This window comes from Clostridium sp. CAG:265 (assembly GCF_000436575.1).
Taxonomy (GTDB): Bacteria; Bacillota; Clostridia; order Clostridiales; family Clostridiaceae; genus Clostridium; species Clostridium lentum.
In genome coordinates, this window is the sequence record NZ_FR886602.1 from 54111 (window position 1) to 68308 (window position 14198).

11 protein-coding genes are annotated in these 14198 nt (G+C 30.6%); all 11 read left to right on the top strand.

From position 1 onward, the window contains the following. The first annotated feature begins 178 nt into the window (after window positions 1-178). The 11 genes from Q5O29_RS04145 to aspS all read left to right on the top strand — a co-directional run bounded on the left by Q5O29_RS04145 (window position 179) and on the right by aspS (window position 14164). Complete coding sequence (locus Q5O29_RS04145; RefSeq protein WP_186834776.1) at window positions 179-2269, top strand: glutamine synthetase III; 2091 nt, start codon at window positions 179-181, stop codon at window positions 2267-2269. Window positions 2270-2501: 232 nt separating this feature from the next. Then, a complete protein-coding gene (gene secD, locus Q5O29_RS04150) occupies window positions 2502-3746 on the top strand; it encodes a protein translocase subunit SecD (protein WP_022211740.1) in 1245 nt (414 codons plus the stop codon). 4 nt (window positions 3747-3750) lie between these two features. After that, on the top strand, window positions 3751-4623 hold the full coding sequence (gene secF / locus Q5O29_RS04155; protein WP_022211741.1) for a protein translocase subunit SecF: 873 nt from the start codon (window positions 3751-3753) through the stop codon (window positions 4621-4623). Window positions 4624-4803: 180 nt separating this feature from the next. After that, window positions 4804-5658, top strand: coding sequence for a DHH family phosphoesterase (locus Q5O29_RS04160; RefSeq protein ID WP_022211742.1), 855 nt, complete (start codon window positions 4804-4806; stop codon window positions 5656-5658). A 41-nt stretch (window positions 5659-5699) separates the two neighbouring features. Continuing rightward, complete coding sequence (locus tag Q5O29_RS04165) at window positions 5700-6218, top strand: adenine phosphoribosyltransferase (RefSeq protein WP_022211743.1); 519 nt, start codon at window positions 5700-5702, stop codon at window positions 6216-6218. Between the two features lie 112 nt (window positions 6219-6330). Beyond that, window positions 6331-8517, top strand: coding sequence for a bifunctional (p)ppGpp synthetase/guanosine-3',5'-bis(diphosphate) 3'-pyrophosphohydrolase (locus Q5O29_RS04170; RefSeq protein WP_022211744.1), 2187 nt, complete (start codon window positions 6331-6333; stop codon window positions 8515-8517). Between the two features lie 12 nt (window positions 8518-8529). Further along, window positions 8530-8979 (top strand): D-aminoacyl-tRNA deacylase, encoded by a 450-nt coding sequence (dtd, locus tag Q5O29_RS04175; protein WP_022211745.1) that lies wholly within the window; start codon window positions 8530-8532, stop codon window positions 8977-8979. Between the two features lie 20 nt (window positions 8980-8999). Then, window positions 9000-9611, top strand: coding sequence for an MBL fold metallo-hydrolase (locus Q5O29_RS04180; RefSeq protein WP_022211746.1), 612 nt, complete (start codon window positions 9000-9002; stop codon window positions 9609-9611). A gap of 14 nt (window positions 9612-9625) precedes the next feature. Next, on the top strand, window positions 9626-11047 hold the full coding sequence (locus tag Q5O29_RS04185) for a coproporphyrinogen III oxidase (RefSeq protein ID WP_022211747.1): 1422 nt from the start codon (window positions 9626-9628) through the stop codon (window positions 11045-11047). A 69-nt stretch (window positions 11048-11116) separates the two neighbouring features. Further along, window positions 11117-12367, top strand: a complete 1251-nt coding sequence (gene hisS / locus Q5O29_RS04190; RefSeq protein ID WP_022211748.1) for a histidine--tRNA ligase — start codon at window positions 11117-11119, stop codon at window positions 12365-12367. A 12-nt stretch (window positions 12368-12379) separates the two neighbouring features. Then, complete coding sequence (gene aspS, locus Q5O29_RS04195) at window positions 12380-14164, top strand: aspartate--tRNA ligase (RefSeq protein WP_022211749.1); 1785 nt, start codon at window positions 12380-12382, stop codon at window positions 14162-14164. The last annotated feature ends 34 nt before the right edge of the window (window positions 14165-14198 follow it).

The following is a 14198-nucleotide window of genomic DNA, read 5'->3' on the forward strand; positions in this document are numbered from 1 at the left end:
TAATAAAAAAATTATAATATACATTGACATTAATAAAATAAAGATATATTATATTAGTATAATATAAATGAATAGAATTTTAGAAGACAACGGCGTTTTCAAATGTTTAGGTATCTTGTTTTGAGATAGATATCTAAAATATTTGAGGACGCCTTTTTTGTTTGATGGAGGTACTGTAATGAGTAGATTAAATGAAATATTTGGTTCAAATGTATTTAATGATTCTGTAATGAAGGAATGTTTACCAAAGGCTACTTATAAAGCGCTAAAAAAGACTATTGAAGAAGGCAAAGAATTAGAGCTATCAGTGGCAGAGGTTGTAGCTTCAGCAATGAAAGATTGGGCAATTGAAAAGGGAGCAACACATTTTACTCATTGGTTTCAACCAATGACTGGAATTACAGCAGAAAAGCATGATGCATTTATTAATCCAACAGGTAATGGAGAAGTTATTTTAGAGTTTTCAGGTAAAGAACTGATTAAAGGCGAGCCTGATGCATCTTCATTTCCTTCTGGTGGTTTGAGAGCTACATTTGAAGCAAGGGGATATACTGCATGGGATTGTACATCTCCTGCTTTTGTAAAAGATGATACACTTTGTATTCCAACAGCTTTCTGTTCTTATAACGGTGAAGCATTAGATAAGAAAACTCCGCTTTTAAGGTCTATGGAAGCTATTTCAAAGCAAGCGGTAAGAGTGCTTAGAGCGTTAGGCAATACAAACACCAAAAGAGTTATTACTACAGTGGGACCAGAACAAGAGTATTTCTTAATAGATAAAAAATTATATGATCAAAGAAAAGATTTAATTTTAACCGGGAGAACTTTATTTGGTGCTAAAGCTCCCAAAGGTCAAGAACTAGAAGATCATTATTTTGGAACTATTAAAGAAAGAGTTTCAAACTATATGAAAGAAGTTGATGAAGAACTTTGGAAGCTTGGGATATATGCTAAGACTAAGCATAATGAGGTTGCACCAGCACAACATGAATTGGCTCCTGTATTTACTACTACTAATATAGCAACAGATCATAACCAACTTACAATGGAAGTAATGAAGAAGGTAGCATTAAGACATGGTCTTGTATGTCTTTTACATGAAAAACCTTTTGCAGGGGTTAATGGTTCAGGAAAGCATAATAACTGGTCTATGGCTACAGATGATGGAATAAATCTTTTAGAGCCAGGAAAGTCACCGGAAGCAAATGAACAATTCTTGTTATTTTTAGTGGCTGTAATTAAGGCAGTTGATGAATATGCTCCACTTTTAAGAGCTTCAGCAGCTAATGCAGGTAATGATCATAGACTTGGAGCTAATGAAGCACCACCAGCAATAGTGTCTATGTTCTTAGGGGAGCAACTTACTAATATACTAGAGCAAATTGAAAATGGGGACGAGCTTGCAGTAACAACAAATAAAAAGTTAAGAATAGGGGTAGCAACTTTACCAGTTCTTCCTAAAGATGCAACAGATAGAAATAGGACTTCTCCTTTTGCCTTTACAGGAAATAAATTTGAATTTAGAATGTGCCCATCATCAGGTTCAATAGCTGGTCCAAACTTTATTCTTAATACTATAGTGGCGGAAGTACTTTCAGAATTTGCTGATAGGCTTGAAAGAGCACATGATATAGAATCTGAAGTTAATGACATAATTATTGAAACTGTTAAGAAGCATAAAAGAATTATCTTTAATGGCAATGGATATTCTGAGGACTGGATTGAAGAAGCGGCAAAAAGAGGACTTCCTAATATAGCAACAACAGTTGAAGCAATAAAGTCATTGTTAGATAAAAAAAATATTGAAGTATTAGAAAAACACAAGGTGCTTACAAGGGAAGAGGTTCATTCAAGATATGAAATAATCTTAGAAAACTATAGTAAGACAATTAATATTGAAGCATTGACTATGCTTCAAATGATTAAGAGAGAGATATTACCAGCAGTAATAAATTTTGCAGGAAAACTAGCTAAAGGAATTAATGAAATGAAATCTACTGGATTATCACTTAGATTAAATTGTCAAGATGAACTTTTAGAAAAAATATGTATTTTGACAAATAGTGTCGATGAAAAGGTAAAAGTTCTTGAAAATGTTCTTATTAAGGTTGAAGGTATTGAAGAAAGTTATGAACAAGCATATGCTTATAAGTCTGAAGTTGTTGTAGCAATGGATGATTTAAGAGAGGATATTGATGCTCTTGAAACAGTAGTAGGAAAAGAGTATTGGCCTTTACCAACTTATACAGATTTATTATTCAGCATTTAGTTAAAACGTAGATAGAATTTATCTGAAATTTTTATGAATTCCATCATTGGTATAGATATATTTGATATAACTACAGATGATGGAATTTTATATTCTGTAATAAAATTTAAAAAAATTAAAATATTACAGAATAGAATGTCTAAAAATGCCATAAGATATTAATGTTGCTTGATATTATAAGATATACATAATATAATGAATAATGATATGAAACCAACAGAGGGGGAAGAACATGAAAACAAAAGGCAGAAGTACAATACTGTTTATACTATCCTTTATTGTTATAATCTTTTTAGCATTTGCAGGTTTTAAAGGTTTTGAAATAGGTGGATGGGAAGTTAAAAATTTTGAAAAAAGTATCACTAAAGGACTAGACTTACAAGGTGGAGTATCTGTCCTAATGGAAATAAAAAATGAAAATGTTAGTGCTGAAGATTTAGAAAAAACTCGTGAATTAATTGACTTAAGAGTTAATAAATTGGGTGTTGCCGAAACTACAGTTATCACAGAAGGAAGCAACAGAATAAGAGTAGAAATTCCAGGACAATATGATTCTAAACAATTAGTTGACAGTTTATCTGCTACTGGCGAATTAACATTTAAAGATTCAGATGGAAATGTTGTTATAAGCGGTTCAGATATTGAAAGTGCAAGTGTAGTTATGGATAACCAAACTAATAAACCAGTAGTATCATTAAAGCTTAATGCAGAAGGAAAAAATAAATTTGCACAAGCAACAGCTGCAAATATTGGTAAAACAATAAGTATTTATATGGATGATGAATTAATATCAAAACCAAAAGTTCAAAGTGCAATAACAGATGGTGAAGCTATAATATCTGGTAGTTCAAATGTTGAAGAAGCTAAAACATTAGCAAGTTTAATCAATGCTGGAGCATTACCAGTAAGTATAGAAGTGGCATCAATTAGTAATGTTGGAGCTCAATTGGGGGAAGAAGCTTTACCTAATGCTATTAAAGCAGGGGTTATTGGTATAGCAATTATCTTTATATTCATGATTGTATACTATAGAGTTCCAGGAATTATTGCTTCAATGGCATTAACTTTGTATACAACATTAGTGCTTTTAATATTTGCAGAAAATGGTGTTGCACTTACATTACCAGGAATTGCAGCATTCTTGCTTACAGTTGGTATGGCAGTAGACGCTAATGTACTTATATTTGAAAGAATAAGAGAAGAATTAAAGAAGGGATTATCAGTAAAAACAGCAGTTGATAAAGGATTCCATAATGCATTATCTTCAATTTTGGATTCAAATATCACTACTATAATAGCTGGTTTAGTTCTTTACTATATGGGAACTGGAACTGTAAAAGGATTTGCAGTTACATTAATGATTGGTATAGTGGTAAGTATGTTTACAGCGTTAGTTGTAACAAAGACATTAATGAAATTAGGAGTTAACATGGGATTGTTAAAAACTCCAGCTCACTTTAGAGTAAAGAGGGGGTAAGAAAATGATAAAAATTGTAGAAAAGAAGAAAATATGGTTTTCAATATCCCTTACAGTAATATTATTAGGATTAGTTTTATTATTCACTAGAGGGTTAAATTTTGGAATAGATTTTAAAGGAGGAACTAAGCTACAGATAGAGCTTGGGGAAAAGCTTGATACAGCAGCACTGGATGAAATCATAAAAAAATATGATTCATCCGCATCTTGTAAAATTGTTAATAATACTCAGTATGAAATAAAATCAACAGCATTAGATGAAACAACAACTTCGGAACTTTTAAAAGAAATTAAAGAAACTTTTGGACTTGATGATACAGCATTGGTAGAGCAAAATCAAATAGGGGGTGCTGTTGGTAAGGAACTTACTAGAAAATCATTAATTGCAGTTGGAATATCATGTATAGCAATGCTTATTTATATAGCTATAAGATTCCAACTTGCTTTTGGTGTTGCAGCAATCATCGCTTTATTACATGACGTTCTTGTAACACTAACTGTATATTTAGTTTTCGATATAAATGTAAATACTCCATTTATTGCAGCGATGCTTACAATTGTAGGTTATTCAATCAATGATACAATTGTTGTATTTGATAGAATAAGAGAAAACTCAAAAGGTATGAGAAGATCAAACTACACTGAAATAGCTGATAAGAGTATTAATCAAACTTTATCTAGATCAATTAATACATCTTTAACAACATTAGTAATAATTGGTGCTGTAAATGTATTTGTGCCAAGTGTAAGAGAATTTGCTTTCCCATTATTTATTGGTATTGCAGTAGGAGCATATTCATCAATATTTATAGCATCACCATTATGGGTATTAATTAAGGAAAAAAAGAATAAGCATAATGCAGCAAAAGTAACTTAAGGTAATTTACAAAAAGCAGTCGTTCAAATGAATGGCTGCTTTTATTGCGAAAATAGTAGATAAATAGTATATAAGTAAGAAAGTTGGGAAAAAATTATTTTTTTATATAAAACATTTGTAAAGTTCATTAATATACATTATAATATAACTGTTTTCTTAAATATTGTGGAGGAGTTTGTCATGCGTAAGTTTTGGGAAAGTATATATAGTCCAAATTACATAAGTGGATATAATCCCTTTTTACTTAAAGATATGAATAGAGCAATTGAGCGAATGGTATCAGCAATAAATACTAGAGAAAAAATTGTTTTATATGGGATACCGAATGTAGATGGATTATGTGCTATTTCATCCCTTATACTGGTTTTGAAATATTTAAATGCAGATATTGAATATGTAGTCCATGATGATTCTTCGGGAAATTCAAAAATCAATTGTCAAGATATAGTGAATAATGTTCATTTTTTAGGTGGAGAGTTACTTATAAATTTAGGAATAGATTTAAATTCAAAAGAAGAAGAAGAATTATGCAAAAATCTTGGAATTGATATTATTTCAATTGAGAATAAAAATATAAATACTGATAAAGAATACATATATATAAATCCATGTCAAAAAGGATGTCAATATAGATATAAAAATTTATCTATAAGTGGACTAACATTCAAATTAATGCAGGCTATTGCAATTTATTATAATATAAAAAGTATAAATAAGTATTTAGATTTGATTTTGATTGGAGAAAAATGGGCTAATGTACCATTGAAGGGTGAAAATGGTGTAATATTAAAAGAAGGAAAGAAATTTTTAATAAATACCAATAACTATGGGTTAAGAGCAATAATGGATGCATATGATACTGTTGAAATAGATGATGAATTTATTTGTAAGATAACGGATGTAATTACACCAACAATAAATGTAGTTACAATGATGGATAATGCTCGTATTATAATTGAATTATTAATAACAAATAAAAAGGAACGAGCACAACAAATTACAAAGTATTTAAATAAATCCAGAGAGAATATATAATTATGTATATATAAATATTAGTGATATTGGAGGAAGATTATATGGATCTTAAAGAAAAGATAAGAGTCATTGAAGGGTTTCCTAAAGAAGGAATAAGTTTTAAGGATATTACTACTTTAGTAGCTGATGGAGAAGCATTTAAAGAATCAATAGATAGAATAGCAGAACATTTAAGAGATAAAAATGTAGATGTAATATTAGGACCAGAAGCTAGAGGGTTTATCTTTGGAGTGCCTGTAGCATATGCTTTAGGTGTAGGATTTGTTCCTGTAAGAAAGAAAGGAAAATTACCAGCAGAAACAGTTTCTGTGGATTATTCATTAGAATATGGTGTTGACGTCTTAGAAATTCATAAAGATGCTATAAAAAAAGGGCAAAGGGTAGCTATAGTTGATGATTTATTAGCTACAGGAGGAACTGTTGATGCAGTTGCTAAGCTTGTTGAAAAAGTAGGGGCTGAAGTTGTAGCACTAGATTTTGCTATTGAACTTACTGAATTAAGAGGTAGAGATAAATTAGAAGGTTATGAAATTATGTCATTAGTACAATATGATGTGTAATTTTATTGAAAATAAATGAATTATAATATATAATATTAATAAAAAAATGGCTGGTTAGTTAACCAGCCATTGACTTTAGAGTAATAAATTTATCTTAAGGAGATAAATCTTAATGTTAGAGATGTTAGTAAAAAAAATTAAAGAAAACTGTGTAAATATTAATATGGATATGGTAAATAAAGCTTTTAATTTAGCTTTTGAAGCCCATAAGGAACAAAAGAGAGATTCTGGTGAGCCATACATAATACATCCAATAGAAGTTGCTACTATTTTGGCAGAATTAGGAATGGATACAAGTACTATTGTAGCAGGGCTTTTACATGATGTTATCGAAGACACTGAATATACTTATGATGATATAAAAAAAATATTTGGTGAAGAAGTAGCTAATTTAGTTAGTGGAGTAACTAAAATAACTAAGATGGAATATAAGTCTAAAGAAGAACAGCAAGCAGATAATTTTAGAAAGATGCTTCTTGCTATGGCTGATGATATTAGAGTAATAATAATCAAATTGGCTGATAGACTACATAATATGCGAACACTTAAGTATAGGAAAAAAGAAAAACAAAAGAAAACTGCTATGGAAACGTTAGATATTTATGCACCACTTGCACACAGACTAGGAATTTCTAAGATTAAGTGGGAACTAGAAGATTTATCTTTTAGATACATTCATGAAGAAGAATATTATGACTTAGTTAAGCAAGTTGCAGAAAAAAGAGCAGAAAGAGAAATATACATTAAAAATATTATTGAAGAGATGTATAATAAGCTTGAAGAAGCTGGAATTGACTCAGATATTGATGGTAGACCAAAGCACTTTTTCAGTATATATAAGAAAATGGTCAATAAAAATAAGAGCATAGAGCAAATATTTGATTTGACAGCCATAAGAGTTCTTGTAAACACTGTGAAAGATTGTTATGAAGTCTTAGGTATAGTCCATACAATTTATAAGCCTATTCCAGGAAGATTTAAGGATTATATAGCAATGCCTAAACCTAATATGTATCAATCACTTCATACAACAGTAATTGGTCCACAAGGAAAGACATTTGAAATTCAAATAAGAACTTTTGAAATGCATAGAACAGCAGAATATGGTATTGCTGCACACTGGAAATATAAAGAAGGCGATAACAATAGTGAAACTAAGGAAAAGAACTTTGAGAGCAAGCTAGTATGGCTTAGAGATATGCTTGAATTCCAAAAAGAAACAGCAGATGCAGAGGAATTTATTGAAGGGTTTAAAATAGATTTATTTACTGATGAAATCTTTTTATTTACTCCCAAAGGTGTAGTTATTGATTTGCCAAATGGAGCAACACCAATTGATTTTGCTTATAGAATACATACTGATATAGGTAATAAATGTGTAGGGGCAAAAGTTAATGGTAAAATAGTACCTTTAGATTATAAGCTTAAAACTGGAGAAATTGTTGAAGTATTAACGTCAAATAATGCAAAAGGCCCTAATATAGATTGGCTTAATATTGCTAAAAGTAATCAGGCTAAAAGTAAGATAAGATCTTGGTTTAAAAAGTCTAAGAAGGAAGAAAACATCAGTAAAGGAAAAGAAGTATTTGAAAAAGAACTTAAGAAACAAGGTGTTCATTTTGTAGATATTGCAAAAGGGGAAACTTATGAAAAGTTTGTTAAGAGAAATAATATTAATTGTATGGATGACTTATATGCTTTGATAGGTCTTGGAGCAATTTCAGCATCGTCTTTTATATGGAAGCTAAAAGATGAAAATAAAAGTAAAGATGAAAAGGTTATTGAGGAAAATACAAACAAAATTATTGAGGAAAATATTTTTAAGGCAAAAAGAAAAACTGTTGATAATACAGTAGGAATTACCGTAAAAGGTGTTGACAATATAATGATAAGATTTGCGAAATGCTGTAATCCAGTTCCAGGTGATGATATAATGGGGTATATTACCAAGGGAAGAGGGGTTTCTGTACATAGAGCAGATTGTGGAAATTTAAAAAGCTTGATCATGGAAGATGGAGCTAAAGTAGTCGATGTTTCTTGGGGCAGTTCAAATGGAAGAGCTTATATTGCTGAAATACAAGTTAAGGCTGAGGATATAGGTGAATTACTTACTGATATAATGGGAGTAATATCAGAGCTTAATCTTCAACTTAATGCTGTAAATGCAAAATCAGCTAAAGGTAGAATAGCATATGTTAATATAAAAGTTAAAATAGATTCAGTGGATATTTTAAAGAATCTTATGAGAAAGATAAGGCATCTTAAAGGCGTTATTGATGTATATAGAGTAAATAATTAAAGGAAGAAAAATATGAGAGCAGTAGTACAAAGAGTTACAAGTTCTAAAGTAGTGGTGGACGGAAAAATTGTAGGATCTATTAATAAGGGAATCAATGTGCTTATTGGAATAAGTTGTGATGACAATGAAGTAGATTTAAAATATATCAAAGATAAAATAATAAATTTAAGGATTTTTGAAGATGAAAACTTTAAGATGAATAAATCTTTAATGGATATTGGTGGAGAAATGCTTGTGATTTCACAATTTACCTTATATGGAGACTGTAGAAAAGGTAGAAGACCTAATTTTATGGCTGCTTTAGGTGGAGAAGAATCAAAAAAATTATATGATAAATTTATTTTAATGCTTAAAGAATATGGTATAAAAGTTGAAACAGGAATTTTTGGAGCTGATATGAAAGTTGACATTCAAAATGATGGACCTGTTACTATACTATTAGATAGCAAAAAGAACTTTTAGTAAAAGGGATGGTGTTTTGTATGATAATTAAGACTTTTCCTGTAGGGATGCTTCAGGAGAATTGCTATATAATAATAAATGAAGAAGTAAACGAAGCTGTTACTGTTGATCCAGGTGATGAAGGAGAGAGACTTATTGCCAATATAGAAAGACTAGGTTGTAGCTTAAAAGCGATTTTATTAACTCATGGTCATGCAGACCACGTAGGGGCAGTTGTTGATTTAAAAAATAAATTCAATGTGCCTGTTTATATAAATGAAAAGGAAATCCTTTGTATGCAAAATGATAATACTGTGTTTGGTAAATTACCAGAGTGTTATGATTTTATAAAAGATGGAGATGAATTGGCAATTGCAGGATTGAAAATCAAATGTATCCACACTCCAGGACACACTTTAGGAGGAATGTGCTTCCTAATAGATAATGAACTATTTACTGGTGATACATTGTTCCAAGGAGCTGTTGGAAGAAGTGATTTTTATGGAGGAAACCATGCTGAGCTTATTAACAGTATAAATGAAAAGCTTATGATACTTGATAAAAAAATAAATATATATCCAGGACATGGACCAAGTTCAACTTTAATGTATGAAGCAATGAGAAACCCTTTTTTACAAGATGATTTGTTTTAAACAAAGGAGAAGAAATGGAAATTAAAATAACGTTAAATGACCATAAATATAGATATGATGTTTATCAAATGTTTAATATATATTTTGCCTTAGATGAGCTGAAATTTGTGGAAGATGGTGAATATATAATTAATATTGAAGAAAATAAAATAGTCTTTGCTTTTAAGGAATACTGTAAGGAAAGATTAATTGGTGAAAATATAAAAGAAGATATTAAAAAGGTAGTATTTGAATCTTTAAAGGATATTACAGGCGAAGAATATCCTTGGGGAATACTTGTAGGAATTAGGCCATCTAAAATTGCTTTAAAATACTTAAATGAAGGAAAAAGCAATGAAGAAATAATAGATATTTTCAAGGAAAAACATTTAGCAGCAAGAGAAAAAGCAGAGCTATGTATTGAAGTGGCTAAAGCGGAGGAAAGTTTCGTAAATAAAGATGAAAAGAAAATAGCTATTTATGTTGGGATGGCATTTTGCCCTACAAGATGCTTCTATTGTTCATTTGCAGCTAACCCAATAATGGGCAACAAAAAGATGGTAAATCCATATCTAGAAGCGATTACAAAAGAAATAAGAGCAATGAAAGAATATGTTAATCTTAAAGGGTTAGCAATTGAATCAGTATACTTTGGTGGAGGTACTCCTACTGCAGTAAATAATGATGAGTTTGAAGAAATAATGTCAGAAGTTTATGATGCTTTTGTGAAAGATAAGAAACTTGTGGAATTTACTGTGGAATGTGGAAGACCTGATAGTATAACAAGAGAAAAACTTTTAACAATGAAAAAATTTAATGTTACAAGAATAAGCATTAATCCTCAAACAATGAATGACGATACATTAAAGATGATTGGAAGGGGACATGACTCTGCTAGTGTTATTGAGAAGTTCAATATGGCTAGAGAAATGGGCTTTGATGATATAAATATGGATATGATTATAGGACTTCCAGGAGAAGGTATCAAAGAAGTTAAGCATACTAAGGATGAAATACTTAAGCTTCATCCAGATAGTCTTACAGTACATGGACTATCATTAAAAAGAGCATCAATTCTTTATGAAAACTTCATACTTAAAAAGGGTATCCAAGTGAAAAAGCAAAAGGAACTGGCAGATATGTATGAAGAAAGTAGAATTTTAGCTTCAGAGCTAGGATTAAAGCCATATTATATGTATAGACAAAAAAATATGATAGGTAACATGGAGAATTTAGGGTATTCTAAAAAGGGAAAGGAATGTATTTATAATATTCAAATGATTGAAGATAAACAAACAATCATAGCACTAGGAGCAGATGCTGTTACTAAAGCTGTATTTTTAAAAGAAGATAGAATTGAAAGGTTTGGTAATGCAAAGGATCTTAGAGAATATATTAGTAGAATTGATGAAATGATTGAAGGTAAAATTAAGTTATTAGATAGCCTATATAAATAATAAGAGGATTTTTTATGGACAAAAACATATACACAGTGTGTAGATATGATAAAAGGAGGAATAGTGTAAATGGAAGTTCAAGCACCAAAAGGTACCAAGGATATGTTACCACAAGATGCGTATAAATGGCATTTTGTTGAAAATAAATTTAGAGAAATAGCAAAGTTTTATGGGATGAGAGAAATCAGAACGCCAATGTTTGAGCATACTGATTTATTTTTAAGAGGTGTAGGAGATACAACTGATATAGTACAAAAGGAAATGTATACTTTCAATGATAAAGGAAATAGAAGTATTACTTTAAAACCAGAAGGTACTTCGCCAGTAGTAAGAGCATTTATTGAAAATAGACTATTTAATGAGGCACAGCCTACAAAGCTTTATTATGCAATACCATGCTTCAGATATGAAAATGTGCAAAAGGGAAGACTAAGACAGTTCCACCAATTTGGAACAGAAGTTTTTGGTTCTAAAGAGCCATCAATGGATGCTGAAGTAATAGCTTTTGCCATGGAATTTTTAAAGAGCCTTGGTTTAAAAAGCCTAAGCTTAAACATAAATAACTTAGGATGTCCTAACTGTAGACCTAAGTATAATGAAGCATTAAAGAAATTCTTAGAAGAAAACTATGATGATTTATGTGGATTGTGTCAAAGTAGATTTGACAAAAATCCAATGAGAATTTTAGACTGTAAGAACAAAAATTGTGGTGAAATTACAAAAAATGCACCGATAATATTAGATTATATGTGTGAAGAATGTGATAGTCACTTTGCTGAAGTTAAGAAATATTTAGATATATTAAATATACCGTATACAGTAGATCCAGGAATAGTTAGAGGATTAGATTACTATACAAAGACTATTTTTGAAATATTAAATGATGATTTTACTGTTTGTGGTGGAGGAAGATATGATAGACTTATAGAGCAACTTGGTGGTCCAGAAATGCCGGCAGTAGGCTTTGGTCTTGGAATAGAGAGACTTCTACTTACACTTAAAAATGAAGGTATTGAAATTCCAAGTGAAGGATTATATGATTTATATGTAGGAGCTAGAGGAGAAGAAGGAAAGCTTGCATCATTTAAGCTGGCAAATACTTTAAGAACTAGAGGTATAAAAACTGAAATAAATCATATGGGAAGAAGCTTAAAGGCAGAAATGAAGTACGCTAATAAAATTGGAGCTAAGTTTACTGTAGTTTTAGGTGATGATGAGCTTCAAACTGGAAATGCAAAGCTTAAGAGAATGAGTGATGGTGAGCAGTTTGAAGTGAATTTAAACAATATAGAAGAAATAGTAGCAATACTAAATAGTTAGGAGGAGTTTATAATGGGTGAGGCACTAGGTGGCTTAAAAAGAACTATGATGTGTGGTGAACCTAGAGAAGCAAACATAGGAAGTAAGATTACTCTTATGGGATGGGTTCAAAGAAATAGAAAGCTTGGAGGTCTTGAATTTATAGACCTTAGAGATAGAACTGGAATAATGCAAATTGTTTTTGGTGAGGAAATAAATGTTGAAAGCTTTGAAAAAGCTAAAAGCGTTAGACCAGAATACTGTATAGCTGTTACTGGAGAAGTTGTTAAGAGACAATCTCCTAATGAAAATATGCCAACAGGAATGGTTGAGTTATTATGTGAAGAAATAAAAATTCTTTCAGAATCAGATACTCCACCTATATATATAAAAGAAGATTTAGATGCAGCAGAGAATATAAGATTGAAATATAGATATTTAGATCTTAGAAGGCCTGATATGCATAAAATATTTGCTATAAGAAGCAAAACTACTAAGGTAATAAGAGATTATTTAGAAGAAAATAATTTCTTAGATGTTGAAACTCCAGTTTTAGGAAAATCAACACCAGAAGGTGCAAGAGATTATTTAGTACCATCAAGAAACTATCAAGGAAAATTTTATGCACTTCCACAATCACCACAATTGTATAAGCAATTATTGATGATGTCTGGCTTTGATAGATATTATCAAATAGCTAAATGCTTTAGAGATGAAGATTTAAGAGCTAACAGACAACCAGAATTTACTCAAGTAGATATGGAATTAAGCTTTGTAGAGCAAGATGATGTAATGGCATTAAATGAAGGTTTAATTGCTAGAGTATTTAAGGAAGTAGTAGGAGTAGATGTACAATTACCAATAAAGAGAATGACATTTAATGAAGCTATGGAGAAATACGGTAGTGATAAACCAGATTTAAGATTTGGTATGGAAATTACAAATATTACTGAAGCTGTTAAAGATATGGACTTTGTAGTGTTTAAATCAGCTATAGAAAATGGTGGTTCTATTAGAGCATTATGCTTAAAAGGTGGAGCATCACTTGGAAGAAAACCAATTGATAAATTAGGAGAATTTGTTAAGACTTATAGAGCAAAAGGTCTTGCATGGATTCAATTAAAAGAAGAGGGAGTTAAATCTTCTTTAGCTAAATTCTTAACAGATGAGGTAACAGAAAACATAGTTAAAACTATAGGAGCTGAAACTGGTGATGCAATATTCATCGTTGCAGATAAAGATTCTGTTGTATTACAAAGTTTAGGTGCATTAAGATTAGAACTTGCTAAGCAATTTGATTTAATAAAAGATAAAAATGAATTTAACTTTACTTGGGTTACTGAATTCCCATTCTTTGAATACAGTGAAGAAGAAGAAAGATTTAAAGCTTGTCACCATCCATTTACATCACCAATGGATGAAGATTTAGAATTTGTTGAATCTGATCCAGCTAGAGTTAGAGCTAAAGCTTATGATTTAGTATTAAATGGTGAAGAACTAGGTGGAGGGTCTATCAGAATTCATGATTCTGCCATCCAAGAAAGAATGCTTAAAGCATTAGGATTCACTGAAGAAAGAGCTTGGGAATCATTTGGATTCTTATTACAAGCACTTAAATTTGGAGCACCACCACACGGTGGATTAGCATTTGGTTTAGATAGAATGATAATGTTCTTAGCTGGAACTGAAAATATTAAGGATGTTATTGCTTTCCCTAAAAACCAAAATGCCTTCTGTTATTTAAGTGAGGCACCAAACGTAGTTGATGAAAAGCAAATTGAAGAATTAGGATTAGTAATCGCTAAAAAAGAAGAATAATTTTAAACGGAGCTATTGCTTTAAAGGCATAGCT

What these genes read in the sequence shown, in the direction of transcription:
- Q5O29_RS04145 (WP_186834776.1), top strand. Translation starts at nt 179, where the DNA reads ATGAGTAGATTAAATGAAATATTTGGTTCAAATGTATTTAATGATTCT.
- secD (WP_022211740.1), top strand. Translation starts at nt 2,502, where the DNA reads ATGAAAACAAAAGGCAGAAGTACAATACTGTTTATACTATCCTTTATT.
- secF (WP_022211741.1), top strand. Translation starts at nt 3,751, where the DNA reads ATGATAAAAATTGTAGAAAAGAAGAAAATATGGTTTTCAATATCCCTT.
- Q5O29_RS04160 (WP_022211742.1), top strand. Translation starts at nt 4,804, where the DNA reads ATGCGTAAGTTTTGGGAAAGTATATATAGTCCAAATTACATAAGTGGA.
- Q5O29_RS04165 (WP_022211743.1), top strand. Translation starts at nt 5,700, where the DNA reads ATGGATCTTAAAGAAAAGATAAGAGTCATTGAAGGGTTTCCTAAAGAA.
- Q5O29_RS04170 (WP_022211744.1), top strand. Translation starts at nt 6,331, where the DNA reads ATGTTAGAGATGTTAGTAAAAAAAATTAAAGAAAACTGTGTAAATATT.
- dtd (WP_022211745.1), top strand. Translation starts at nt 8,530, where the DNA reads ATGAGAGCAGTAGTACAAAGAGTTACAAGTTCTAAAGTAGTGGTGGAC.
- Q5O29_RS04180 (WP_022211746.1), top strand. Translation starts at nt 9,000, where the DNA reads ATGATAATTAAGACTTTTCCTGTAGGGATGCTTCAGGAGAATTGCTAT.
- Q5O29_RS04185 (WP_022211747.1), top strand. Translation starts at nt 9,626, where the DNA reads ATGGAAATTAAAATAACGTTAAATGACCATAAATATAGATATGATGTT.
- hisS (WP_022211748.1), top strand. Translation starts at nt 11,117, where the DNA reads ATGGAAGTTCAAGCACCAAAAGGTACCAAGGATATGTTACCACAAGAT.
- aspS (WP_022211749.1), top strand. Translation starts at nt 12,380, where the DNA reads ATGGGTGAGGCACTAGGTGGCTTAAAAAGAACTATGATGTGTGGTGAA.